This window comes from Geodermatophilus sp. URMC 60 (assembly GCF_053502585.1).
On record NZ_CP199958.1, the window covers coordinates 691,069 to 714,335 of the forward strand.

Consider the following 23,267-nt stretch of genomic DNA (forward strand, 5'->3'; position numbering starts at 1 on the left):
CCGAGCCGCGGGGCTGGTGGCCGGCCGCCGGCGCACCGGGACGGTGGTCACCGGTACCCGTCCCGCCGTCCCCGGCGAGGACCGGCTGCAGCGGACGGCCGACGGCCTCGCCGTCCGGGGCCCGGGCATCGGGCCCGGACGGCGAGGCCGTCCTGGCGCTGGTCCGCGCGGCGCTGCTCCGCGCCGGGGATCAGCCGGGGATGTAGTTGAAGGTGTCCGGGTCGGGGCCGGTGCGCTCGCCGCGGTCGAGCGCCGTCAGGTCGCCCATCGCGTCGCCGTCGAGCTCGAAGTCGAACAGCTCGAAGTTCTGCTGCATGCGCTCGCGGGAGACCGACTTGGGGAAGACGACGTCGCCGCGCTGCACGTGCCACCGCAGCACGACCTGCGCGGGCGTCCGGGAGTAGCGCTCGGCCACCCGCTGCACGACCGAGTCGCCTAGCACCTTGCCCTGGGCGATCGGCGACCACGCCTCGGTGACGATCTCGTGGTCGGCGTCGAAGGCCCGCAGCTCCTCCTGCGTGAGGTAGGGGTGCACCTCGATCTGGTTGACCGCCGGGCGCACCTGCGTCTCGGAGAACAGCCGGCGCAGGTGGTGGGCCTGGAAGTTGGAGACGCCGATCGCGCGGCAGCGACCGCTGGCGTAGATCTCCTCCATCGCCTTCCAGGTCTCGATGTAGTCGACGTCGATCCCGGGCAGCGGCCAGTGGATCAGGAACAGGTCGAGGTACTCGAAGCCGAGGTCGGCCAGCGACTGGTCGAAGGCGCGCAGCGCGTCGTCCCGGCGGTGGAAGCCGTTGTTCAGCTTGCTGGTGACGAAGACCTCGCCGCGGTCGACGCCCGAGCGCGCGACGGCCTCGCCGACCCCCTTCTCGTTGCCGTACATCTCGGCGGTGTCGATGTGCCGGTAGCCGATCTCCAGGGCGGTGGAGACGGCGTCGGCGGTGTCCTCCGGCGGGACCTGGTAGACGCCGAACCCCAGCTGGGGGATCTCGACGCCGTTGTTGAGTCGGATCGTGGGCACGGTTGCCACGTGGGCTCCTCTCGCTGACGGATGGGGCGCCGCGCACACACGTGGGCGCGCAGCCTGCCTCCAGCCCGCCTACCCGGTCACCCGGCGCTCAACCGGCCCCAGGAGCAGTCGAGCAGCTCGGCCGGCGCTCCGGAGCCGAGCAGGTCCAGCGCGGAGGGGGTGTCGGGACCGGGCACCAGCCCGGCCAGCGCCGCGGCCCGTCCGGTCGGAACGCCGCGGTACGGCTGCGCGAACCCGCGAGCCGCACGGTGACGGTCACGCGGCCTCGCGGGCGAGGTCGGCGGGGACCGGCGCGGTGCGGGTCCGCAGCAGCGGGGCGCCGGCCAGGGCGAGCAGGGCCGCGAGCGCCGCGGCCCCCGCCGGGACGGCGAACGCGGCCTCCGCGCCCCAGGCGTCGACGGCGGCGCCGGCCAGCGCGGACCCGGCCGTCACACCGAGGGTCAGCCCGGTCGTGGTCCACGACAGCGCCTCGGTCAGCGCGGTGCGCGGGACCCGCGACTCGACCAGCGAGGTCCCCGACACCAGCACCGGTGCGATGGCGGTACCGGCCAGGAAGCCCGCGGCCACCAGCACCGGCAGCGAGCCCACGCCCCACAGCAGCTGCGCGGCCAGGCCGAAGGCGACGGCGGTGGCCAGGAACCGGGTGGTCAGCGTCCCGGGCAGCCGGGCGACGCCGTAGACCAGGCCCGCGACGAGGCTGCCGAACGCGTAGACGGCCAGCGCCACACCGGCCAGCGCGGGCGACCCCTGCTCGTCGGCGAACCCGACCACGACGACGTCCATGGCGCCGAAGACGGTGCCGACCGCCGCGTAGGTGCCGGCCACGACCAGCACCGTCGCGTTCAGTGCGGCCCACCGGCGGGACGGCGCGCCGGGGTCGACCGGCTGGACGGCGGGCTCGGTGGCGCGCTGCCGGGCCAGCCAGAGGCCGCCGACGGCGCCGAGCGTGATGCCGGTGAGGAAGCCGACCGGCGGGGCGACCAACGTGGCCAGCAGCGTCACCAGCGGTGGGCCGACGACGAAGACGACCTCGTCGACGACGGCCTCGAGCGCGAAGGCGGTCTGCCGGCGGCCCGGTTCGGCCAGCGCCTCGGCCCAGCGGGCCCGCACCAGGGACCCGATGTTGGGCCCGCTCGCGCCGCACAGCGCGGCCAGCAGGAACCAGCTCCACCGCGGCGCACCGAGGGTCACCGCGGCGACGAAGCCGTAGCCGGCGAGCAGGTAGCCGGTCATCGCCCAGCGCAGGACCGCACCCTGCCCGCGGCGGTCCATGGCGCGCGCCCACTGCGGGCTGGCGAGCGAGAAGCTCAGCGCCAGCGTGCCGGAGACGGCACCGGCCAGGCCGTAGCTGCCGGTCTCCCCGGCCACGAGCAGGACGGCGCCCAGGCCCAGCATGGGGATGGGCAGCCGGGCGACCCACCCGGCGAAGGAGAACGCCAGCGAGCCGGGGACGGCGAACAGGCGGGCGTAGGGGCCGAACATGGTGCGGGGTGACACGGGACGTCTCGCGCTTCCTGGCCACAGGCGAGTGCGGGGCTGCCCGCCGGTCTCTCGGGTGGCCCCGCGACGGTAGCAACGGACCGCTGCGCCCCGCCGTCGGTTTCCGCGGAAATCGCCGCTGCGCCGTGTGTCGTACCCGAGGTTGCTTGACGCTTCACTCACTCTGTGTGAGCGACCGCACACGCGCCGCACCCCCGTCGAAGGAGCCCCGTGTCCGCGACCACCCGCCCGCGCCGCCTGCTGGCCCTCCTGCTCGGCCTCGCCGTCCTGCTCGCCCCGGGCACCGCCGCTGCGAAGGGCGGCGACGACCCGGCCACCTCCGACGACGGCGGTGGCAGCGCCACGGCCACGGCCACCACCGGCGACTTCGCCGTCACCGTCAACGGCCGCACCACGAACCCCGCGACCGGCTCGGAGGCCCGGCTGCGCGACGTCACGCCGACCGGTCCGATCGCCGTCCGCGGACGGCACGTCACGTTCACGATCGACCCCGCGACGCTCGGCGTGTACGGCTACACGCTCACCGGCGCGCCGGACCCGCAGCGGATGGTGACCGCCCCGACCGTCGTCTTCGCCTCGAAGGTGCCGCAGCTGACCGCGGCCCAGCTGCGGAGCGTGCGGATCGGCGAGCTGCGGCTGCGCGACGGCGTCCTGGTCGCGGAGTTCACCACGGCCGCCGGCAAGCTCAAGGTGCAGGCCAAGGACGCGCCGCAGGGTGGCATCTTCCAGATGGAGCAGGAGTTCGGCACCGCCGTCGAGTACGTGCACACCCTCGGCGCCGGGGTCTTCTACTTCGTCAACGAGTACACCGGGAAGATCAACTTCGGGGACGGCGTCCCCGGCGACGCGACCCACCAGATGCTCCTGGGCAAGGACAGCCCGCAGGTGGCCACGAAGACGTACCAGGACGGGACGACGACCCGCTGGACGGTCGCCTCGGGCGGCCGGATGGGCGGCGTCCTCGGCGAGGACGCCATCGAGCTGTCGGCCGGCGCGACGAACTGCACCAGCGACTGCCAGGCCCGCAACCAGATCCGGGGCTCGGTCCCGGTGCCCCCGGACCCGACGAGCCCGACCCCGCTCGGCTGACCCAGCACTCCCCGGTGGGGGTGACCGGAGCCCCGGTCACCCCCACCGCCCGTTCCGGCAGGGGCGCACCGGCGTTCCGGCGCACTACATTCGGGGCGTGACCTCGACCAGCCCGCTCCCGGACCCGATGGTCCGCCGACCGGACCCCGCCCCCGGCACCGGTGGGCTGGTGGACCGGCACGGCCGGGTCGCGACCGACCTGCGGGTGTCGCTCACCGACCGGTGCAACCTGCGCTGCACGTACTGCATGCCGCCCGAGGGCCTGGACTGGCTGCCCAAGGTCGAGGTGCTCACCGACGACGAGGTCGCCCGGCTGGTCCGCATCGGCGTCGAGCAGCTGGGCATCCGCGAGGTCCGCTTCACCGGCGGCGAGCCGCTGCTGCGCCCCGGCCTGGTCGGCATCGTCGCCGCCGCGACGCAGCTGTCACCGCGGCCCGAGGTCAGCCTCACCACGAACGCGATCGGGCTGGCCCGCGTCGCCCCGGCGCTGGCCGAGGCGGGGCTGGACCGGATCAACGTCAGCCTCGACACCCTCGACCGCGACCGCTTCAAGCAGCTGACCCACCGCGACCGCCTCGACGACGTCCTCGCCGGCCTGGCCGCGGCGCAGGCGGCCGGGCTCACCCCGGTCAAGGTCAACGCCGTCCTCCTGCACGGTCTGAACGAGGAGGACGCCGTCCCGCTGCTGGACTTCTGCATCGAGCACGACTACCAGCTGCGGTTCATCGAGCAGATGCCGCTCGACGCCCACCACGCGTGGACCCGCGGCCGCATGGTCACCGCCGAGGACATCCTCGAGCGGCTCTCGGCCGCCCACACGCTGACCCCGGACAGCGAGGAGCGCGGCTCGGCGCCGGCCGAGCGCTGGCTCGTGGACGGCGGCCCCGCGACCGTGGGCGTCATCGCCTCGGTGACCCGCTCCTTCTGCGGCAGCTGCGACCGCACCCGGCTCACCGCCGACGGACAGGTGCGCAACTGCCTGTTCGCGCGCGAGGAGTCCGACCTGCGGACGCCGATGCGCGACGGCGCCACCGACGCGGAGCTGGCCGACCGCTGGCGGATCGCCACCCTCGGCAAGCTCCCCGGGCACGGGATCGACGACCCGAGCTTCCTGCAGCCGGCGCGCCCGATGTCGGCGATCGGCGGCTGACCCGGTGGGCGACGAGCGGTCCGTGACGGTGCGGTACTTCGCCGGGGCGCGCGCGGCCGCCGGCGTGGAGACCGAGACGCGCGACGCCGGCACCCTCGACGAGCTCGTCGGCCAGATCGTCGGGACGTACGGGGAGCGCCTGGAGAGGGTGCTCACCGCCTGCTCGTTCCTCGTCGACGGCACGCAGACCCGCGACCGCTCGGTGGCGCTGCGGCCGGGTGCGGTGGTCGACGTGCTGCCGCCCTTCGCTGGAGGATGAGCGCATGAGCATCTGGGACAGGGCCAAGGCCAAGGTCGAGGAGCTGGTCGGCCGCGCCGAGGAGGTGTACGGCGAGTCCCACGGGGATGCCGCCGCGCAGCTGCACGGGGAGGCCCACCGCCTCGAGGGCGAGGCCGAGGAGGAGGCCGCCCTGCGCGACGAGGCCGTCCGGCGGGACCCCGACGACGGAGCGGCCCCCGTCCGCTGATCTGCACACGATCCCGTATCCGAGTCGTCACGCAGCGAGGACGATGGTGAGCATGGCCGCGCCCACCGTCCTGGACGTCGCCCCGTGGGGTGACTTCTCCGCCGCGGCCTGCGAGGTCCTCGCAGCACTGCACGAGCGCCTCGGCTGGGACGTGTGGGTGGTGACCCGCGTCGTGGACGACCGGCAGGTCGTGCTCCACGCGTACCCACCCGACTTGATCCGACCGGGCACCTGGCTGCCGTGGGCGGACACCTTCTGCCGCGCCATGGTCGCCGGGGAGGCTCCACGGGCGGCCACGGTCACCGCTGCCGTCCCGGCCTTCGCCAAGCTCATGACCGGGCCGGTCTCGCGGATCGCCGCCTACATCGGCGTCCCGATCATCAGCCCCGAGGGGGAGCTGTTCGGCACGCTGTGCGCCTGGGGGTTCCGCGCCCGGCCCCGGAGCGCCGCACGCGACCTGCCGCTGGTCGAGACGGTGGCGCGCCTGCTGAGCACGCTGATCGCCGCCGGCATGACGCCGTCGGACCCGCGCGCCTGACCGGGCGTCGGCCCGCTCTCGGGAGCCCGGGCGCCTCCCGGGATCGGGACGGAAGTCCCTACCTCGGTCCACGGAACGCGGGAGAGGCTGACCCGTGACGGTGCGGTCTCGCGCCGTTGCAGGTCCCGCGCGTGGGGCCGTCCCCACCGGTCCGCCGGGCCGGCCCGTCCGCCGAGTCGTGGAGACGTCGACGATGCCCTCTTCCGTCCTGTCCGTCGTCCGGGTGCACGCCGACGGCCGCGTGCTCGCCGAGGCCGAGATCCGCCCGACCGAGGTGCCCGGCGTGGTCGCCTCCGCGATGCACGTGGAATCCGGTCACCTGCCGCTGGGGACCGGCGCCCGCCTGGTCGACGCGGTGCTCGCGGACCCGGCGGTCGGACGGGCCGAGCGGCTGGTCGCCACGATGCCGCTCAACGACACCGAGATGCTCGACCGGGTGCGGCAGCGCAGCGGCGAGGTGGCCGCGCGCGCCGCCGGCGCCACGAAGATCGTCGAGGCGCGGCTGGTCCCCACGCCGCGCTAGGGGCAGGCGACCCACTCCTCGTCGCCGTCGGTGAAGACCTGCCGCTTCCAGATCGGCAGCCGCTCCTTCACCAGGTCGACGAGCTCGGCGCAGGCCGCGAACGCCTGGCCGCGGTGCGAGGAGCTGACCGCGCAGGCCAGCGCGACGTCACCGATGCCGAGCATGCCCACGCGGTGCGAGACGGCGACGGCGTGCACGTCGGGACGGGCGGCGAACTCCTCGGCCAGCTCGACGATCACCTGCTCCGCGGTCGGGTGGCCCACGTACTCGAGCTCGGTGACCGAGCGGCCGCCGTCGTGGTCGCGGACCACGCCGGCGAAGGACACGACCGCGCCGGCTGCCTTGTCGGCGACGGCGTCCTCGTGCTCGGCGACGGAGAGCGGTGCGTCGACGACCCGGGCGATCACGGCGCCGACGGTACCCCGCCGGGGGGCACGTCGAGGTCGGTCGGATCGGCCAGACCGGTGCAGTCGACCTCGGTGACGGCCCGGCCGGCGAGGTAGCGGCGGGCGCCCTCGTCGCCGGTGGCCGACTCCGCAACCCCGGCCCAGTGCTCCCGGCCCAGCAGCACCGGGTGCCCGCGGACGCCGTCGTAGGTGGCGACCGCCAGGGCGTCCGGGGCGGCGTGCGCGGCGACCGCGCGCAGCGCCTCCGGCGTCATGCCCGGCATGTCGACCAGGGTGACCAGCGCGGCGTCGACCCGCCCGGGCCAGCCGCGGAGCCCGTCGAGGCCCGTCCGCAGGCTCGACGCCATCCCGGTCTCCCAGTCGCGGTTGGCCAGCACGGTCGCGCCGTCGAGGTCGGCCGTCCGCCACACGTCGACGGCCTGCGCACCGAGGACGACCAGCACCGGGTCGCACACCGCCCGCGCGGTCCGCACCGCCCGCTCCACCAGCAGGCTGCCCTCGTACTCGACCAGCGCCTTGGGCGTGCCGTAGCGGCGCCCGCCGCCCGCGGCCAGGACCAGTCCTGCGACCGTGCCCACCCCGCCACCCCCTCCGATGACCAGCTGAGCTGATCGTTGCGGCGCCACCCTCTCAGCGCGCGTAGACGGCGACGTCGGAGGCCTTCACCGAGGCCCAGACCGGCGTACCGGGGGCCAGGCCCAGCTCGGCGAAGGCGGTCGCGGTGACGTCGGCGACCAGCGGCACCTCGCCGTCGAGCTCGCAGCGCACCGTCGACCCGTGCGGGGTGGCCGACACCAGCCGGGCGGGCCAGACGTTGCGCGGGCTGCCCTCCGGCCGGGCGGGCCACAGGGCCACCGACTCCGGGCGGACGGCGACGAACACCGGCCCCGCGGTCTCCTCGGCCACCGCGACGCGGCCCCCGCCGTCCAGCCGGACCGTCGTCCCCTCGCCCTCCCCGGGCAGCAGCGCCAGGCCGACCAGCCGGGCGACGTAGTCGGTCCGGGGGTGACGGCTGACGTCGGACGGCGTCCCGGCCTGCACGACCCGGCCCTCCTCGACGACGACCACCCGGTCGGCCAGCGCCATCGCGTCGATCGGGTCGTGGGTGACCAGCACGGTGCTGCCGGGGAACGCGGCGAGGTGGCGGCGCAGCTCGGCGCGGACGGTGAGCCGCGTGCGGGCGTCGAGCGCGGAGAGCGGCTCGTCGAGCAGCAGCAGCGCGGGCTCGCCCACCAGCGCGCGGGCCAGGGCGGCCCGCTGGGCCTGTCCGCCGGAGAGCTGGCCGGGCCGCCGGTCGCCGAGCTCGGCGATGCCCACCCGGGCCAGCCAGTCGCGGGCCGCGGCGCGGGCGGCGGGCCTGCGCACGCCCCGGGTGCGCAGCCCGAAGGCGACGTTGTCGGTGACCGAGAGGTGCGGGAAGAGCAGGTGGTCCTGGAAGACCATGCCCAGGCGGCGCTCGTGGGCGGGGACGTGCACGCCGGCGGGGACGTCGTCCCAGGTCTCGGGGCCGACGGCGACCCGGCCGTCGTCGGGCGGCAGCAGCCCGGCGAGCACGCGCAGCAGCGTGGACTTGCCGGCGCCGTTGGGTCCGAGGACGGCGAGCACCTCGCCGTCGGACACCTCCAGGTCGAGCTCGACGCCCAGCGAGCCGCGGGCGACCCGGACGGTGGCGGCCAGGCTCACCGGTCACCAGCAGTCCACGTGCCCACCTCGGGCCTCACGCCGCGGCTCCCGGCCGGGAGAGCCACCGATCGCGGAGGAGCAGCAGGGTGGCGAGCGAGACGACCAGCAGCACGAGGGAGAGCACGATCGCCGCGTCGGGGTCCTGCTGGAGCGCCAGGTACACCGCGAGCGGCATCGTCTGCGTCGTCCCCGGGAAGTTGCCGGCGAAGGTGATGGTGGCGCCGAACTCGCCGAGCGCGCGGGCCCAGCAGAGCACCGCGCCCGCGGCGATGCCGGGCGCCACCAGCGGCAGGGTCACGCGGCGGAACGTCGTCCACCGGTCGGCGCCGAGGGTGGCGGCGGCGTCCTCGAAGCGGGCGTCGGCGGCCCGCAGCGCGCCCTCGACGCTGATGACCAGGAAGGGCATCGCCACGAACGTCTCGGCGATGACCACGGCCGTGGTGGTGAACGGGATGGTGACGTCGAGGGTCTGGTCCAGCCAGCGGCCGAGGATGCCCTGCCGCCCCAGCACGAGGAACAGCGCGACGCCGCCGACGACCGGGGGCAGCACCAGCGGCACGGTGGCCAGCGCGCGCAGCACCGACCGTCCGCGCGCTCGGGAGCGGGCGAGCACCCAGGCCAGGGGGACGCCGAGCACGAGGGAGAGGCCGGTCGCGGCCGTCGCCGAGACGAGGCTGAGCCGCAACGCCTGCCCGACCGCCGGGCTGGTCAGCTGCGGCCCCAGCTCGGCCCACGGCGCCCGGATGACGAGGCCGGCCAGGGGGAGGACGAGGAAGACGACGGCGAGGGCCGCCGGGACCAGCAGCGGGACCGGGACGCCGGGTTCCCGCCCGCGCCTCACGATGCCCACGGTCCGCTTCCGCGCGGCGGCGCCGCCAGGTCGACAGAGCCGCTCACGGCACCCGGAAGCCGGCGTCCGCCAACGCCTGCCGCCCCTCGTCCGAGCCCACCAGCTCGACGAAGGCGGCGGCCGCCTCCGGGTTCGGGGCCTCGGCCAGCACCGCGACCGGGTAGTCGTTGACCGCCTCCCCGGCCCCCGGGACGTCGATGCCCTCGACGGCGTCCCCGGCCGCGGTCACGTCGGTCGTGTAGACCAGCGCGGCGTCGACCTCGCCGAGCTCCACCTTGGTCAGCGCGGCCCGCACGTCCTCCTCGAGCGTGTCGGGCGCGGCGGTCACCCCGGCGGCGGCGAAGACGTCCTCCGCGGCGGAGCCGCAGGGCACCTGCGGGGCGCAGACGGCGAGCGCGAGCTCCGCCCGCGCGAAGTCGCCCAGACCGGTGACGCCGGCCGGGTTGCCCGCCGGGACGGCGATCTGCAGCACGTTGGCGGCGAAGACCTGCGGCTCTCCGTCGGCCAGGCCTGCGTCGGCGACGACGGCCATCTGCGGCTCGTTGGCGCTGGCGAAGACGTCGGCCGGGGCGCCCTGGGTGATCTGGCTGGCCAGCGCGGAGCTGCCGGCGAAGTTGAACTGCACGTCGAGGCCGGGGTGCTCGGCCTCGAGGCGCCCGCCGAGGTCGGTGAAGACGTCGGTGAGCGAGGCGGCGGCGAAGACGGTGAGCGTGCCGCCCAGCTCGGCGGGGCTCGGCTCCTGCCCCGCGGCCGCGCCGCCGTCCGCCGACCCGCCATCCGCCGACCCGCCGCAGCCGGCCAGCACGAGCACGAGCGCCGTCCCGAGCAGAGCGCGCCTGGACACGAGACCTCCCCACGGCGGACCACCGTGGTCCGCGCCTGCGGGACCGTACCGGGTGACCGCCCGCAGATGCGACTGCCCGATCGGGGAGTGCTCCCGCGGGTGCGGGCAGGTCACGGGACGTCGACGCTGACCTGCGTGGCCTTGACCGTGGCGACGGCACGGACGCCGATGTCGAGGCCGAGCTCGTCGGCCGCCTCCCGCGACATCAGGGAGACCAGCCGGAACGGCCCGGCCTGGATCTCCACCTGCGCCATCACGGTGTCGCGGACGACGCGGGTGACGATGCCGGTCAGCCGGTTGCGCGCCGAGGAGCCGCGGGTGGTGCCGGGGTCGGGGGCCTCGTGCAACTGCGTGGCGAGCCGGGCGAGGTCGGCACCGTCGACCTGTGCGGGGCCGCCGCCGCTGCGGGTGGCCGGCAGCCGGCCGCTGTCGATCCACCGGCGCACCGTGTCGTCGCTGACGCCGAGCAGGCCCGCGGCCTCGGCGATCCGGTAGCTGGTCGTCACCGGGGCAGGCTAGAAGAAGGACCCCTGCCCCCCACCGGCTCGCAGGCTCGCGGCGAGGCCCTGCGGTGGAGCCGTCGTCCTCCCACCCTTCGCGGGCTCGGCGCGGGACCCGGGACGGGGCTCCTCCTGGGCCCTCGCGGGCTCCGGGCGCCGAGGAGGGGACCGCCCGCGCGCGCTCGGGGATCGCGCCACGATGCCGCCCCGGGGTGTAGGGCCCGGCGCCTGGGGCAGGGGACGGACGCAGCCGGTACCCGTCCGGCGTCGAGGAACAGGGGGGCGGGACCCGCATGCGCCGGTGGCGCGGTCCGTTGATCGTCTCCGTGGTGTACCTGGCCCTCTGGCTGGGACTGGACGCCATCGCCAGCGTCTTCCAGGCACGGCAGGAGGTGTCGCTGTGGTACCCCCCGGCCGGGTTGAGCGTCGTCCTGCTGCTCGTGTTCGGGTTGCGGTACGCCCCGCTGCTGCTGCTGACCGCGCCGCTGCACGGGCTGGTCGTGAGCAGCACGGAGGTCAGCTGGGTCAACGTCTGGCTGGGCGGCGCCCTGGGCACCGCCGTCTACACGGCCGTGGCCTGGCTCCTGCTGCGCCGGGTGCGGATCGACCCACGGCTGCCCGGCCAGCGGGACGTCGCCTGGTTGCTCGGGCTGGCCGCCGTCGCCGGTCCACTGGTGCTCGCCCTCGCGCGGGTCCTCGAGCTCGCCGTCGGGGGGCTGCTGACCTGGGGGGAGTTCTTCCGCGCCGTCCTCGGCTTCTGGTCCGGCCGCGCCACCGGCGTGGGGGTCCTGGCGCCCGCGCTGCTCATCGCCAGCCGGCGGATACCCGCGCTCTGGCGCGATCGACCGGCCCTCCCCCACCCACTCCGGCTCGGACTGGGGCACCAGCACTCGTCCTGGTCGGACCGCGTCCGCCCGCGCTGGCTCGGCCGCCTCGCCGACCGTGTGCTGGACCAGCCGCTGGAACTGGCCGGGCAGGCCGTGCTGCTCCTCGCGACGGTGTACCTGGCCTACGGCGAGCCGTCCGTCGGCGGGCTGGACCTGGCCTACCTGGTGTACGTGCCGCTCATCTGGATCGCCGTCCGGGGTGGGCTGCCCCGGGTGGCCTTCGCCGTCCTCGTCGCCAACGCCCTCGCCGTGGCACTGGTCGGCCGGGACGTCGTGGAGAGCCCACTGCGACTCCAGCTCGGCCTGGTGACCCTCACCCTGGCCGGGCTGACCCTCGGCGCGCTGGTCACCGGCCGGCAGGCCAGCATCGCGGCCGCCGAGCACGCGGCGGTCCACGACTCGCTCACCGGGCTGGCGAACCGGGTCCTGCTGATGGACCGGGTGGAGGGCGCGGCGCACCGGGCCGAGCGCAACCCCGAGGCCCGGTTCGCGGTGCTCTACTGCGACCTGGACGGCTTCAAGGGGGTCAACGACCAGCTCGGGCACGACGCCGGCGACGAGTTGCTCGTGGCGGTCGCGCGCCGGCTGGAGAAGGCGGTGCGGCCCGCCGACCTGGTCAGCCGCCTCGGCGGGGACGAGATGGCCGTGCTGCTCGACGGCGTGACGGGCGTCGAGGAGGCTGCGGGGGTGGCCGAGCGGCTGCTCGCCGCGTTGGCCGAGCCGTATGCCGTCGACGGCCGGGAGGTCGTCGTCACGGTCAGCGTCGGGCTGGCGGTCGCCGACGCGGAGGGCCTGGCGGGGCCGCGGCTGCGTGAGGAGCAGGGCGTCTCGGTCGGATCGGACGACGGCGGGCACGGCGAGGAGCTGCTCCGGGCGGCCGACATGGCCCTCCAGCGGGCCAAGGCGACCGGGGGCCACCGGTACGAGGTCTTCAACGAACCGCTGCGCCGGCAGACCCGGGACCGGCTCGGGCTGCGCGCCGCGCTGCGCCGCGCGGTCGAGGCGGGCGTGGTGACCGTCGCCTACCAGCCGATCGTGCGGGTGGCCGACGGCCGGCTCACCACCGTCGAGGCGCTCGCCCGGTGGCACGATCCCGAGCGCGGCGAGGTGCCGGCGGCGGAGTTCATCGCCGCGGCCGAGGAGACGGGGCTGATCCACGAGCTCGGCATGCAGGTGCTCGAGCAGGCCTGCACGCAGGCCGCGCAGTGGCGCGGCGTCCACGGCCCTGCCGCCACCCCGCGCGTGGCGGTCAACGTCTCGATCCGTCAGCTGCTCCCCGGCGACTTCGCCCCCCGCGTGCTCGCGCTGCTCGACCGCGTCGGGCTGCCCGCGGACGCCCTGGAGCTGGAGATGACCGAGTCCTGCGCCATGGAGCCGGGGGCGCGGGCGGCCCTGGAGCGGTTCACCGCCGCGGGCGTCACGCTGGCCGTGGACGACTTCGGCACCGGCTACTCCAGCTTCGCGGCGCTGCGCGAGCGGACGCCCCAGGCGTTCAAGCTCGACCGCTCCTTCGTCGCCCGCCTGCCCGACGACCGCCCGACCGACGCGATCGTCTCCGCCGTGCTCGCGCTCGCCGGGCACCTCGGCGCGACGGTCACCGCCGAGGGCGTGGAGACGGAGGAGCAGCTGCAGCGCCTCCGTGAGCTGGGGTGCCCACAGGTGCAGGGCCTGCTCCTGGGCGGCCCGGTGACCGGGGACCAGATCGCGCGGGACTGGCTCAGCCGTCCGAGGTGATCCGGCGTGGGCGGCCCGGTGCCGTGCCACCTGCGTTCCGTTTGCCGATCGCGGGCGTCGGGCAGCGGGTGCCGGTGCCCCGCAAGAAGCAGGCCGACCCCGCCGGGGCGAGCCCCTCCGTCCGCACCCGCCGCATCCGGGAGACCGCCCGCGAGCTGCTCGGTTACCAGGAGTTCCGGGCGGGCCAGGAGGAGGCGATGCAGTCGGTCGTCTCCGGGCGCGACACGCTCGCGGTGCTGCCCTCGGGCGCCGGGAAGTCCGCCGTCTACCAGGTCGCGGGGCAGCTGGTCGACGGCCCGGTGCTCATCGTCTCCCCGCTCATCGCGCTGCAGCGTGACCAGGTCGGCCGGCTCGAGGAGCTCGACGGGCTCGAGGGCCGGGCCGCCCAGCTCAACTCCGCACTCCCGGCCGGCGACCAGCGCGCCGCCCTCGAGGGGCTCGCGGACGGAACGGTCCGCCACCTCTTCCTCGCCCCCGAGCAGCTGACGAAACCGGAGGTCGTGGCGCCCATCGCCGAGGCGCACCCGGCCCTGTTCGTCGTCGACGAGGCACACTGCGTCTCCGCCTGGGGCCACGACTTCCGCCCCGACTACCTGCGGCTGGGCGGCGTCATCGAGCAGCTCGGCCACCCGACGGTGCTCGCCCTCACCGCCACCGCCGCGCCGCCCGTGCGCGCGGAGATCGTGGAGCGGCTGGGCATGCGCGACGCGCGGGTGGTCGTCGCCGGGTTCGACCGCCCGGAGATCCGGCTGGAGGTCGAGCAGCACGCCGACGCGCACGGCAAGGAGCAGGCGGTGCTCGACCGGGTCACCGGGCTCGTCGGCGAGGGGCGGACCCCGGGCATCGTCTACAGCGCCACCCGCAAGGGCACCGAGTCCATCGCCGCCGACCTGACCGAGCGCGGCCTGCGGGTGCGGCCGTACCACGCGGGGCTGAAGAAGTCCGAGCGCGAGGACACCCAGCGCGCGTTCATGGACGACGAGCTCGACGTCGTCGTCGCCACGACCGCCTTCGGCATGGGCATCGACAAACCCGACACCCGGTTCGTCGTCCACGCCGAGCCCGCCGACTCGGTCGACAGCTACTACCAGGAGATCGGCCGCGCCGGCCGCGACGGGCAGCCCGCGCTCGCCCTGCTCGTGTACCGCCAGGAGGACCTCGGCCTCCGCAGGTTCTTCGCCGCCGGCGTCCCGGGCGAGGAGGAGCTGCAGCAGGTCGCCGGCCTGGTCGCGGCCGCGGAGGCCGCCGGCATCGACGACGGCGTCGACGTCAAGCAGCTGCGCGAGGAGACCGGCCGGCCCGCCACTCCCCTGGCCCGCGACCTGAACCTGCTCGAGCAGGTGTCGGCCGTCGTCCTCGACGAGGAGGGCGCCGCCCACCCGGCCGACGCCGCACCGGACCCGGGCGACGCCGCGGCCGCCGCCCGCGAGCTGGCCGAGCACCACGAGCGGGTCGACCAGAGCCGCGTCGAGATGATGCGCGGCTACGCCGAGACCACCGAGTGCCGGCGGCAGTTCCTGCTCGGCTACTTCGGCGAGCAGCTGGAGCAGCCGTGCGGCAACTGCGACAACTGCGACGCCGGCCTGTCCCAGGAGCAGCCCGACGACGACGAGACGCCGTTCCCCAGCCAGACCCCCGTGCAGCACGCCGAGTGGGGGCCGGGTGTGGTCATGCGGGTCGAGGACGACCGGGTCGTCGTCCTGTTCGAGCAGGTCGGCTACAAGACGCTGGCACTCGCCGCCGTCCTGGACAACGACCTGCTCGAGCGCCGCGACTGAAGGAGGCCCCCGTCCTCCCACCCTTCGCCGGCTCAGGGCGGGACCCGGGACGGGGCCACGGCCGGACGCCTTCGTCCTGCGAAGTGCCGACCACGGCTTCATGATCACCACAGAGACCGGGCGCCACTCCGTGCCCGGCGGCGGGAGGAGTACACGGGTGAAGGTCCTGGGCATCAACGCGATCTACCACGACCCGTCGGCGGCCCTGGTCGTCGACGGGAGGGTCGTGGCCGCGGCCGAGGAGGAGCGGTTCAGCCGGCGCAAGCACGGCAAGCGCCCGCTGCCGTGGAGCGCCTGGGAGCTGCCCGAGCTCTCGGCGGCCTGGTGCCTCGCGGAGGCGGGCATCCGTCCCGAGGAGCTCGACGCCGTCGCGTACTCCTTCGACCCCGCGCTGATGGGCACCCCGGAGGAGTCCGGGCTGTTCGACGACGGCGACGTCATGCGCAAGATGTACGCCGAGAAGGCGCCGGACTTCCTGGCCCACGCCCTCCCCGGCCTCGACCCGGCGAAGGTGCGGTTCGTCAAGCACCACGTCGCGCACGCGGCGTCCGCCGGGCTGGCCGCGCCGCAGCGGGACAACGCGGTGCTGGTGCTCGACGGCCGCGGCGAGGCGCACAGCCACCTCGCCGGCCGCTACACCGACGGGCAGCTGGAGATCCTGGCCGGGCAGTCGCTGCCGCACTCGCTGGGCCTGATGTACGAGGAGCTCACCGACCACCTCGGCTTCCTCCGCAGCTCCGACGAGTTCAAGGTCATGGCGATGGCCTCCTACGGCAAGCCGCGGTTCGTCGGCGAGCTGTCGGAGCTCATCCGGGCCACCGGCGACGGCGGCTTCGTCACCGAGAGGATCGACTTCACCGAGTTCGCCCCGCGCCTGGGCAAGGGCGACGACTGGACCGAGGCGCACGCCGACCTGGCCGCCAGCGTCCAGCAGCGGCTGGAGGAGGTGCTGGTCGACCTGGCCCGGTGGGTGCACGAGCAGACCGGCGAGAAGACCCTCACCCTGGCCGGCGGCACCGCCCTCAACTGCGTGGCCAACACGCGCATCCTCGCCGAGAGCCCGTTCCAGGAGGTGTGGGTGCAGCCGGCCGCCGGCGACGCCGGGACGGCGCTGGGCGCGGCCCTGCAGGTGGCCACCGAGCTCGGCGAGCGCACCGAGCCGATGCCCGGCGCTGCGCTCGGCCGGAGCTGGAGCGACGACGAGATCGAGCGGTGGCTGCAGACCGCGGCCATCGACTACGAGCGGCCCGACGACGTCGCCGAGGCCGTGGCCGAGGTGCTGGCCGACAACGGCATCGTCGCCTGGTTCCAGGGCCGGGCGGAGTTCGGCCCGCGCGCCCTGGGCCACCGCTCGCTGCTGGCCCACCCCGGCTTCGAGGCCAACCTCGAGCGGATGAACGACGTCAAGGGCCGCGAGCAGTTCCGCCCGGTGGCGCCGATGGTCCTGCTCGAGCGGGCTCCCGAGATCTTCAGCCGCGGCCCCATCCCCTCGCCGTACATGCTCTTCGTCCACGACGTCGCACCGGAGTGGAGGGACCGCATCCCGACGGTCACCCACGTCGACGGGACCGCGCGCATCCAGACGATCGACCGCGGGACCGAGCCCCTGGTGCACCGCATGATCACGGCGTTCGAGCGGCGCACCGGCCTGCCGGTCGTGGTCAACACCAGCCTCAACACCGCCGGCCGCCCGATGGTCGACGACGTCCGCGACGCGCTGGAGTGCTTCGGCTCGGCCCCGGTCGACCTGCTCGCGGTCGGCCCCTTCGTCGTCCGGCGGCCGAAGCCGACCCGGCGCTGAACCGATCCGGGGCCCGGTCCCGAACACGTCGATGACAGGTCCGGCCCCGGAAGGTGTCGGTTCGGCAACGGTCGTCCCCCGATCGGGGCACCGCCGTTACCGGCCGCAGGCCAGGGGTAATCCGGGCCCGGGCAGACAACGCGAAGGCGATCACGGAATCCGGGGAGGACCCCATGTCCGCACCATCGAGCAACACCGGCCGCGGCGCCATGACCTGGCCGCAGATCCTGAGCCTGGTGATCGGTGCCGTCTACCTGCTGGTCGGCATCGTCGGCTTCTTCGTCACCGGCTTCGACAACTTCTTCGGCCACGACACGAACGAGACGATCCTCGGGTTCGAGGTCAACCCGTTCCACAACATCGTGCACATCCTGATCGGCGCCACCGGCCTGGCGCTCTTCCGGACCCTGTCCGGTGCCCGGACCTACGGCTGGCTGCTGGCCGTCGGCTACGGCGCGACGTTCGTCTACGGCCTGTTCGCGGTCGGCCAGACCTGGGACTTCCTGAGCCTGAACTGGGCCGACAACTGGCTGCACCTGGTCAGCGCGCTCGCCGGGCTGGCCATCGCGCTGGGTCCGGTGCGCAACGCCGTGGGTGGCCGCACCTCCCGCGTCTAGAAGAGGAACCCGCCGCACACGCCGGAGGCCGGGTCCCGCACGGGGCCCGGCCTCCGGCGTGTCCGGGGGCCGACGGCGCGCACGGAGGGCTGGCGGTCCGAAAGCCCGCGGCGGAGGCTGGAGGGCGGGACGCGACCCGGGGGACGACGCCCCGCCCGTGCCCGAGCCCGGGGCGCCGCACGTGCCGGAACCGGAGGCCCGTGCCGTGGACGACGACGCCGTGCTGCGCGCCCTGGGCGAGGAGCTCGCCCGCGAGGACCCCGACCTGGCCGCCCGCCTTACCGCGGACCCCGGCACCCGGGCCCGCCGACCCGGCCGGGGCGCGCTCTGGCTGGTCCTCCTGGCGGGAACGGCGATGGTGGCGGCACCCCTCCTGCTGGGTCCGATGGCCTTCGGCGTGATGGCCCTGCTGGTGCTGATCGGCTGCCCGTTCGCGTTCAGCTGCTGGCTGCCCATCCCGGAGCCGGGGCCGGACGACGACCTGCCGTACTGATCCCGACCGTGGGACGGACCCTCGGCGAGACGCCGGTCACCGCGCCCTCTACCTTGCGCTCATGGACTTCGCCCTCTCCGCCCGAGCCGAGGACGTCTGCGGCCGGATGTGGGACTTCATGCGTGAGCAGGTCTTCCCCGCCGAGCCGGTCTACGACGAGTGGCGCGCCGAACGCGGTCACGACAACCACGAGCACCCCCCGGTGCTCGAGGAACTGAAGGTCGAGGCCCGCAAGCGCGGCCTGTGGAACCTCTTCCACCACGAGCTCGGCGGGCTGACCAACCTGGAGTACGCCTCCGTCGCCGAGATCATGGGCTGGTCGCCGGTGATCGCCCCCGAGGTCACCAACTGCGGGGCCCCGGACACCGGCAACATGGAGACCCTGATGCTGTTCGGCACGCCCGAGCAGAAGGAGCGGTGGCTCAACCCGCTGCTCGAGGGGGAGATCCGGTCCGGCTTCGCGATGACCGAGCCCGACGTCGCGTCGTCCGACGCCCGCAACATCCAGACCTCGATCGTCCGCGACGGCGACGAGTACGTCATCAACGGGCGCAAGTGGTGGATCACCGGCACCGCCGACGAGCGCTGCCAGATCTTCATCGTCATGGGGAAGACCGACCCGGACGGACCGCCGCACCGCCAGCAGTCGATGGTGCTGGTGCCCCGGGACACCCCCGGCTTCGAGATCGTCCGGCACCTGCCCGTCTTCGGGTACCAGGACCAGCACGGGCACTCGGAGCTGCGGTTCACCGACGTACGGGTGCCGGCCTCGAACATCCTGGCCGGTGAGGGTGACGGGTTCATGATCGCCCAGGCCCGGCTCGGCCCCGGCCGCATCCACCACTGCATGCGGGCGATCGGCATGGCCGAGCGGGCGCTGATGCTGATGGTCGAGCGGTCGAAGGCCCGCGTGGCGTTCGGCCGGCCGCTGGCCGACCAGGGCACCGTCCGGGAGGCGATCGCCCTCTCGCGGATGGAGATCGACCAGGCCCGGCTGTACGTGCTCAAGACCGCCGACCTGATCGACAAGTACGGGGCCAAGGGCGCCCGCACCGAGATCTCCGCGATCAAGGTCGCCGCACCCCGGGTCGCCCTCGACGTCATCGACCGCGCCATCCAGCTGCACGGCGGCGCCGGCGTCAGCAACGACACGGTGCTGGCCCGGTTCTACGCGTCGGCCCGGACGCTGCGGATCGTCGACGGCCCGGACGCGGTGCACATCCGCGGGGTGGCCAAGGAGGAGCTGGCGCGCGAGCGTCCCTACGCCGGCTGAACAAGGACCCCGGCCTCCTGCAGGGTCCCGCCGCGAGCTTGCGAGCGGTGGGGGCGAGGGGGTCCTCGCTCCACCCCTCGCGAGCTCGGGGCGGTGCCCGGGACGGGGCCGGGCACCGGCACCCGTTCCTGGGTGTCGGGGCCCGGTGCCAGGCTGCGCGCGTGCCCAGGGACCCCGGAGCCGACGACCTGCTGAGCGAGCACCCCGACGCGGTGGCGGCCACCGCGCAGCGGCTGCGCGCGGTGCTGCTCGACGCCCACCCGCAGCTCGAGGAGCGGGTGCGCCGCGGCTGGCACTCGCTCAACTACCGCGACCCGGTGGCGGGCTTCGTCTGCGCGGTCTTCCCGACGGCGGACCGCGTGCAGCTGGTCTTCGAGCACGGCGCCCGGCTGCCCGACCCGGACCGACGGCTGTCGGGCACCGGACGGCAGGTCCGCGCGCTCGACCTCACGAGTCCCGACGAGGTCGATCCCGCCCTGGTCGGCACGTTCCTCGACCACGCCGTGGAACTGGGCGCCGCGCTCCGGGGGCGGTGATCGGCCGGGGCGCCGTCAGGGGGCGATGGTGCCGCCGAATCCGCCGCCGGCGAGCTTGGCCATCAGCTGCGTGCGGTCCAGCCCGATCGCGTCCAGCGCATCGCCGTCCCGGTCGGTGTCGATCTCGTCGGGCAGCTGCGCGGCCACCTTGTCGGCGGTCTCGTTGTCGCCCTCCGTGTGCAGCACCCGCAGCAGCTCCTGCTTGTCCAGCTTCACGCCGACCTCCACTCGGTCACCGACAGGTCCGGTCAGCGTGCTGCCGACCACGTCGCGACGCAACGCGATCGCCCACCATCACGCTCCCGCGACGACGGCGTTCGTCCGCGCCCCTCCCCCGACGTCCTGAGGGCAACAGCAGGCCGCGCAGGCCCGCGCGCGGTGGTCAGCGGCGCTGGGCGCGTCGGTACAGGAAGGCCGCCACCGCCACGAGGACCACGCCCAGGAACAGCTGGGCGCCCCCCACGCCGGCCCGGTCGCTGGCGAACCAGGTCGGCGACGACACCAGCAGGACGACGGCGATGCCGGCCACGAGGAGGGCGATGAGGCGCTCTCGGCCGTCCCCGGCGGGTGAGGTCATGTGCCCGACCCTAGGCCGCTGCACAGGTGCGCCCGACGCGCCGGATGCCCTGACGGGAGGAGCCCGCGGCCCGGGTCAGCGGGGGACGGCGCTTCTCCTCGCTCCGCGGACAGCCGGTCGCGCTCCGCGGGCCAGCGGCCCAGCGCATCGGTGAGTTCCCGGTGCACTAAGAGCCGTGTAGTCCCACCTGCCCGCCGGCCTCGTCCAGGTACCTGGTCCTCTTCCGGCGCGCCCTGAGCTCGCGAGGGGTTCGGGGAGGAGGTCCTCCTGCTGCGGGGGGTGGGAAAAGGACGGGCGACCCCGTCCAGGGCACCGCCCCGGGCCTGCGAGGGGGCCGGGCCTCGGTCAGCCGGCCCGGTTCGGCGGCTCGCCGGCGGCCAGCGCCTCGGCGGCCCGGACCGGGTCGTAGGCGCAGGCGTCGGCCACGTCGGTCACCGTCGCCGGGTCGCCCGTGGGCGCGCTGGGCGCCGGGGTGGGCGAGCCGGGAGCCGGTGCGGGCGTCGGCGCCGGGCTCGGCGTGCCGTTCGCTGCGTCGTCGGCCGGGGCCGGGTCCAGCGCCTCGGCGACGATCGCGCGGATCCGGTCGTAGTCGGGGTAGGCCGGGTTGATCACGGTGTCGTCGAAGACGACGCTGCGCACCTCGGCGTCCTTGACCAGGAACGCCAGGTCGACGAAGTCGTCGAGGGCCGACCGCGGGATGTCGGTGCTCACGATGTCCTGCGTCGTGGCGGCCAGCTCCTGGTAGCGCTCCAGCAGGGTGACCGGGTCGGCGGCGTCGATGATCGCGGTGATGGTGCAGCGCTGGCGGGCCATCCGGTCGTAGTCGGTGAGCCCGAAGCGGCCGCGGGCGAAGTCCAACGCCCGCCGGCCGTCCATGCGCTGGTCGGGCCCGGGTTCGATGTAGTCGTCGGGCAGCTCGCCGGTACCGGGGTTGCCGTTGATCGGCACCCAGTAGTTGACGTTGACGGTGATCCCGCCGAGGGCGTCGACCAGCCGGCTGAAGCCGTCGAGGTTGACCAGCACGAAGTAGTGGATGTCGAGGCCCAGCGCCTCGCCGACGCCGAGCTTGAGGAAGTCCGCGCCCGGGTCGTCGGTCGGCCCCAGGATGTCCGGGTGCTCCGTCGGGCCGTTGCGGTACACGGCGTTGAGCAGGCTCTCGCTCTCACTGCCGGCGTCGAAGCCGTCCGGGTACACGTCGGCCAGCGGGCTGTCCTCCGGGAACGGCAGGTCCTCGAGGTTGCGCGGCAGGCTGAACAGCGTCGCGTCGCCGGTCTCGGTGTCGACGCTGGCCACGATCACGGTGTCGGTGCGCACGCCCTCGCGGCCCTCGCCGCCGTCCCCGCCGAGCAGCAGCACGTTGATCCGCTCCTGGTCCCCGAACGGGTCGACCCTGTCGGTCACCGTCGCCGACTCGCGGTCGGCGAAGACGTCGTCGAGGAGTCCGCGCTGGGCGAGCGCCACCTGGCCGGCCGTGACCACCGGATAGGCGATCCCGGCCACCAGCGCGGCCACGAGCACACCTCCCAGGAACTTCCCGCCACGCGAGGTGCGGGGTGACAGGACGGCCCGGTAGCCCGCGACGACGACGAGCACCCACAGCAGCCCCAGCGCGACGAGCCCGCCGAGCACCCAGGTCAGCGCGGTGGTGTCGACGGCGACCCGCGCCGCCGTCCGCTGACCCGCGGTGGCCAGCCAGGCGGCGCCACCGACCAGCAGCAGGAAGACGCCGAGGACGAACACGCCCAGCCGACGCCGGCCGGCCGCGAGGAACGCCGTCCCCGGGAGGACGGCGTTCAGCAGGGTCAGACCCAGCACCGCGGCGAGACCGCGGCCGTGCCGCTGCCGCTCCCGGCCTTCCGGTGGCGGGGGCAGGGGCCGCGACGGGCCGATGGGACGCGTCACGTCCCAGTCGCGCTCGCTCACGGGCCCTCCTCGCTGGTTGTCCTCGGCCGGGGCGATCCGTGGCGGCCCGTCTGCTCCCATGCTCCCACCCGCAGCGTCCCCACACGGCCGTCGCGGTTGCCACCTGGGGACACCCGTCCGGTACCCCGACCACGAGCGGCTCACCTGCGGGCAGGTGGCCGGAGGCCGTACCCACTCGCGAGGCACTCCGTATGGTCGGTGCCCGTGCGTCTCGCCACCTGGAACGTCAACTCGATCCGCACCCGCGCCGACCGCGTGGTGGCATGGCTGCAGCGCTCGGACGTCGACGTCCTGGCACTGCAGGAGACGAAGTGCCGCGACGACCAGTTCCCGGAGTCCCGCTTCACCGACCTCGGCTACCAGGTCGCGCACGTCGGCCACTCGCAGTGGAACGGGGTGGCGATCCTCTCCCGCGTCGGCCTCGACGACGTCGAGGTCGGCTTCCCCGGGATGCCGTACTGGTCGGCCAAGGAGGACGCCGAGCCCGCAGCCGAGGCCCGCGCGCTGGGCGCCACCTGCGGCGGGGTGCGCGTGTGGAGCCTCTACGTCCCCAACGGGCGCGCGCTGACCGACCCGCACTACCGGTACAAGCTGCAGTGGCTCGAGGCGCTGCGGACGGCGGCCGCCGGCTGGCTGGCCGAGGACGCCGGCGCGCAGGTCGCCCTGGTCGGCGACTGGAACATCGCCCCGCAGGACGACGACGTGTGGGACGTCCGGGTCTTCGCCCACTCCACGCACGTCTCCGAGCCCGAGCGCGCCGCCTTCCGCGCGATCGTCGACGCCGGGTACGCCGACGTGGTCCGGCCGCACGCTCCCGGTCCCGGCGTCTACACCTACTGGGACTACACCCAGCTGCGCTTCGCCCGCCGCGAGGGCATGCGGATCGACTTCCTGCTGGGCTCACCCGCGCTGGCCGGCCGGGTGACGAACGCCCTGATAGACCGGCAGGAGCGCAAGGGAAAGGGCGCCAGCGACCACGCGCCCGTGGTCGTCGAGCTGGCCGACTAGCGGATCGGGAGCGCGTCCTGGGGCACATCCGGGGCACACGGGGCACTGGCTATGTCCCA

25 protein-coding genes and 1 pseudogene are annotated in these 23,267 nt (G+C 74.9%); 14 read left to right on the forward strand and 12 right to left on the reverse strand.

Annotated features, from left to right (window positions below; all coding sequences use genetic code 11):
- Positions 1-190: 190 nt before the first annotated feature.
- Entirely contained in the window at positions 191-1,030 is an 840-nt protein-coding gene (locus ACWIX3_RS03385) for an aldo/keto reductase (RefSeq protein WP_448610674.1), read from the reverse strand.
- 255 nt (positions 1,031-1,285) lie between these two features.
- Complete coding sequence (locus ACWIX3_RS03390; RefSeq protein ID WP_448610675.1) at positions 1,286-2,527, reverse strand: MFS transporter; 1,242 nt, start codon at positions 2,525-2,527, stop codon at positions 1,286-1,288.
- Positions 2,528-2,740: 213 nt separating this feature from the next.
- Here ACWIX3_RS03390 and ACWIX3_RS03395 point away from each other — a divergent pair, with 213 nt between their 5' ends.
- From ACWIX3_RS03395 to ACWIX3_RS03420, 6 genes are all read left to right on the forward strand, one after another.
- On the forward strand, positions 2,741-3,619 hold the full coding sequence (locus ACWIX3_RS03395) for a hypothetical protein (RefSeq protein WP_448610676.1): 879 nt from the start codon (positions 2,741-2,743) through the stop codon (positions 3,617-3,619).
- Between the two features lie 97 nt (positions 3,620-3,716).
- Positions 3,717-4,769: a GTP 3',8-cyclase MoaA gene (gene moaA / locus ACWIX3_RS03400; RefSeq protein WP_448610677.1), complete on the forward strand. Its 1,053-nt coding sequence runs from the start codon at positions 3,717-3,719 to the stop codon at positions 4,767-4,769.
- A 22-nt stretch (positions 4,770-4,791) separates the two neighbouring features.
- Positions 4,792-5,028 carry a MoaD/ThiS family protein gene (locus ACWIX3_RS03405; protein WP_448610678.1) on the forward strand — a complete coding sequence of 79 codons (237 nt, stop codon included), beginning with the start codon at positions 4,792-4,794 and terminating at the stop codon, positions 5,026-5,028.
- Between the two features lie 4 nt (positions 5,029-5,032).
- Complete coding sequence (locus tag ACWIX3_RS03410) at positions 5,033-5,236, forward strand: hypothetical protein (RefSeq protein ID WP_448610679.1); 204 nt, start codon at positions 5,033-5,035, stop codon at positions 5,234-5,236.
- Positions 5,237-5,288: 52 nt separating this feature from the next.
- The gene (locus ACWIX3_RS03415) at positions 5,289-5,774 is read left to right on the forward strand and encodes a GAF domain-containing protein (protein ID WP_448610680.1); all 486 of its coding nucleotides are present in this window, start codon (positions 5,289-5,291) and stop codon (positions 5,772-5,774) included.
- A gap of 193 nt (positions 5,775-5,967) precedes the next feature.
- Positions 5,968-6,297 (forward strand): hypothetical protein, encoded by a 330-nt coding sequence (locus ACWIX3_RS03420; protein ID WP_448610681.1) that lies wholly within the window; start codon positions 5,968-5,970, stop codon positions 6,295-6,297.
- On the opposite strand, the gene ACWIX3_RS03425 is transcribed toward ACWIX3_RS03420, so the two are convergent.
- The 7 genes and pseudogenes from ACWIX3_RS03425 to ACWIX3_RS03455 all read right to left on the reverse strand — a co-directional run bounded on the left by ACWIX3_RS03425 (position 6,294) and on the right by ACWIX3_RS03455 (position 10,587).
- Positions 6,294-6,704, reverse strand: coding sequence for a molybdenum cofactor biosynthesis protein MoaE (locus ACWIX3_RS03425; protein WP_091223576.1), 411 nt, complete (start codon positions 6,702-6,704; stop codon positions 6,294-6,296). The genes ACWIX3_RS03420 and ACWIX3_RS03425 overlap by 4 nt on opposite strands.
- Positions 6,701-7,282 carry a nucleotidyltransferase family protein gene (locus ACWIX3_RS03430; RefSeq protein WP_448610682.1) on the reverse strand — a complete coding sequence of 194 codons (582 nt, stop codon included), beginning with the start codon at positions 7,280-7,282 and terminating at the stop codon, positions 6,701-6,703. The genes ACWIX3_RS03425 and ACWIX3_RS03430 overlap by 4 nt, the downstream gene beginning before the upstream one ends.
- 52 nt (positions 7,283-7,334) lie before the next feature.
- Positions 7,335-7,790, reverse strand: a complete 456-nt coding sequence (locus ACWIX3_RS03435; protein ID WP_448612434.1) for a TOBE domain-containing protein — start codon at positions 7,788-7,790, stop codon at positions 7,335-7,337.
- Positions 7,791-7,910: 120 nt separating this feature from the next.
- Positions 7,911-8,369 (reverse strand): annotated as a pseudogene (locus tag ACWIX3_RS03440) (ATP-binding cassette domain-containing protein); the annotation flags it as partial.
- A gap of 52 nt (positions 8,370-8,421) precedes the next feature.
- Positions 8,422-9,228, reverse strand: a complete 807-nt coding sequence (locus ACWIX3_RS03445) for an ABC transporter permease (RefSeq protein ID WP_448610683.1) — start codon at positions 9,226-9,228, stop codon at positions 8,422-8,424.
- A 52-nt stretch (positions 9,229-9,280) separates the two neighbouring features.
- Positions 9,281-10,081, reverse strand: coding sequence for a molybdate ABC transporter substrate-binding protein (modA, locus tag ACWIX3_RS03450; RefSeq protein ID WP_448610684.1), 801 nt, complete (start codon positions 10,079-10,081; stop codon positions 9,281-9,283).
- Positions 10,082-10,191: 110 nt separating this feature from the next.
- A complete protein-coding gene (locus ACWIX3_RS03455; protein WP_448610685.1) occupies positions 10,192-10,587 on the reverse strand; it encodes a TOBE domain-containing protein in 396 nt (131 codons plus the stop codon).
- Positions 10,588-10,895: 308 nt separating this feature from the next.
- On the opposite strand from ACWIX3_RS03455, the gene ACWIX3_RS03460 reads away from it, so the two are divergent.
- From ACWIX3_RS03460 to ACWIX3_RS03490, 7 genes are all read left to right on the forward strand, one after another.
- Positions 10,896-13,202, forward strand: a complete 2,307-nt coding sequence (locus ACWIX3_RS03460) for a putative bifunctional diguanylate cyclase/phosphodiesterase (RefSeq protein WP_448610686.1) — start codon at positions 10,896-10,898, stop codon at positions 13,200-13,202.
- A 74-nt stretch (positions 13,203-13,276) separates the two neighbouring features.
- Positions 13,277-14,980, forward strand: a complete 1,704-nt coding sequence (locus tag ACWIX3_RS03465; RefSeq protein WP_448610687.1) for a RecQ family ATP-dependent DNA helicase — start codon at positions 13,277-13,279, stop codon at positions 14,978-14,980.
- A gap of 157 nt (positions 14,981-15,137) precedes the next feature.
- Positions 15,138-16,781 (forward strand): carbamoyltransferase family protein, encoded by a 1,644-nt coding sequence (locus tag ACWIX3_RS03470; RefSeq protein WP_448610688.1) that lies wholly within the window; start codon positions 15,138-15,140, stop codon positions 16,779-16,781.
- 173 nt (positions 16,782-16,954) lie between these two features.
- A complete protein-coding gene (locus ACWIX3_RS03475) occupies positions 16,955-17,398 on the forward strand; it encodes a DUF4383 domain-containing protein (RefSeq protein WP_448610689.1) in 444 nt (147 codons plus the stop codon).
- Between the two features lie 205 nt (positions 17,399-17,603).
- Positions 17,604-17,891 (forward strand): DUF3040 domain-containing protein, encoded by a 288-nt coding sequence (locus ACWIX3_RS03480; RefSeq protein WP_448610690.1) that lies wholly within the window; start codon positions 17,604-17,606, stop codon positions 17,889-17,891.
- 61 nt (positions 17,892-17,952) lie between these two features.
- Positions 17,953-19,164, forward strand: coding sequence for an acyl-CoA dehydrogenase family protein (locus ACWIX3_RS03485; RefSeq protein WP_448610691.1), 1,212 nt, complete (start codon positions 17,953-17,955; stop codon positions 19,162-19,164).
- 161 nt (positions 19,165-19,325) lie between these two features.
- A complete protein-coding gene (locus ACWIX3_RS03490) occupies positions 19,326-19,700 on the forward strand; it encodes a DUF1801 domain-containing protein (RefSeq protein ID WP_448610692.1) in 375 nt (124 codons plus the stop codon).
- A gap of 15 nt (positions 19,701-19,715) precedes the next feature.
- On the opposite strand, the gene ACWIX3_RS03495 is transcribed toward ACWIX3_RS03490, so the two are convergent.
- From ACWIX3_RS03495 to ACWIX3_RS03505, 3 genes are all read right to left on the reverse strand, one after another.
- A complete protein-coding gene (locus ACWIX3_RS03495) occupies positions 19,716-19,916 on the reverse strand; it encodes a hypothetical protein (RefSeq protein ID WP_100501378.1) in 201 nt (66 codons plus the stop codon).
- A 166-nt stretch (positions 19,917-20,082) separates the two neighbouring features.
- Positions 20,083-20,277: a hypothetical protein gene (locus ACWIX3_RS03500; RefSeq protein ID WP_448610693.1), complete on the reverse strand. Its 195-nt coding sequence runs from the start codon at positions 20,275-20,277 to the stop codon at positions 20,083-20,085.
- 345 nt (positions 20,278-20,622) lie between these two features.
- Positions 20,623-22,200 (reverse strand): LCP family protein, encoded by a 1,578-nt coding sequence (locus ACWIX3_RS03505; RefSeq protein ID WP_448610694.1) that lies wholly within the window; start codon positions 22,198-22,200, stop codon positions 20,623-20,625.
- 204 nt (positions 22,201-22,404) lie between these two features.
- Here ACWIX3_RS03505 and ACWIX3_RS03510 point away from each other — a divergent pair, with 204 nt between their 5' ends.
- Positions 22,405-23,208 carry an exodeoxyribonuclease III gene (locus ACWIX3_RS03510; RefSeq protein ID WP_448610695.1) on the forward strand — a complete coding sequence of 268 codons (804 nt, stop codon included), beginning with the start codon at positions 22,405-22,407 and terminating at the stop codon, positions 23,206-23,208.
- Positions 23,209-23,267 lie beyond the last annotated feature (59 nt).

What these genes read in the sequence shown, in the direction of transcription:
- ACWIX3_RS03500 (WP_448610693.1), bottom strand. Translation starts at nt 20,277, where the DNA reads ATGACCTCACCCGCCGGGGACGGCCGAGAGCGCCTCATCGCCCTCCTC.
- ACWIX3_RS03410 (WP_448610679.1), top strand. Translation starts at nt 5,033, where the DNA reads ATGAGCATCTGGGACAGGGCCAAGGCCAAGGTCGAGGAGCTGGTCGGC.
- ACWIX3_RS03415 (WP_448610680.1), top strand. Translation starts at nt 5,289, where the DNA reads ATGGCCGCGCCCACCGTCCTGGACGTCGCCCCGTGGGGTGACTTCTCC.
- ACWIX3_RS03485 (WP_448610691.1), top strand. Translation starts at nt 17,953, where the DNA reads ATGGACTTCGCCCTCTCCGCCCGAGCCGAGGACGTCTGCGGCCGGATG.
- ACWIX3_RS03420 (WP_448610681.1), top strand. Translation starts at nt 5,968, where the DNA reads ATGCCCTCTTCCGTCCTGTCCGTCGTCCGGGTGCACGCCGACGGCCGC.
- ACWIX3_RS03475 (WP_448610689.1), top strand. Translation starts at nt 16,955, where the DNA reads ATGTCCGCACCATCGAGCAACACCGGCCGCGGCGCCATGACCTGGCCG.
- ACWIX3_RS03435 (WP_448612434.1), bottom strand. Translation starts at nt 7,790, where the DNA reads ATGGCGCTGGCCGACCGGGTGGTCGTCGTCGAGGAGGGCCGGGTCGTG.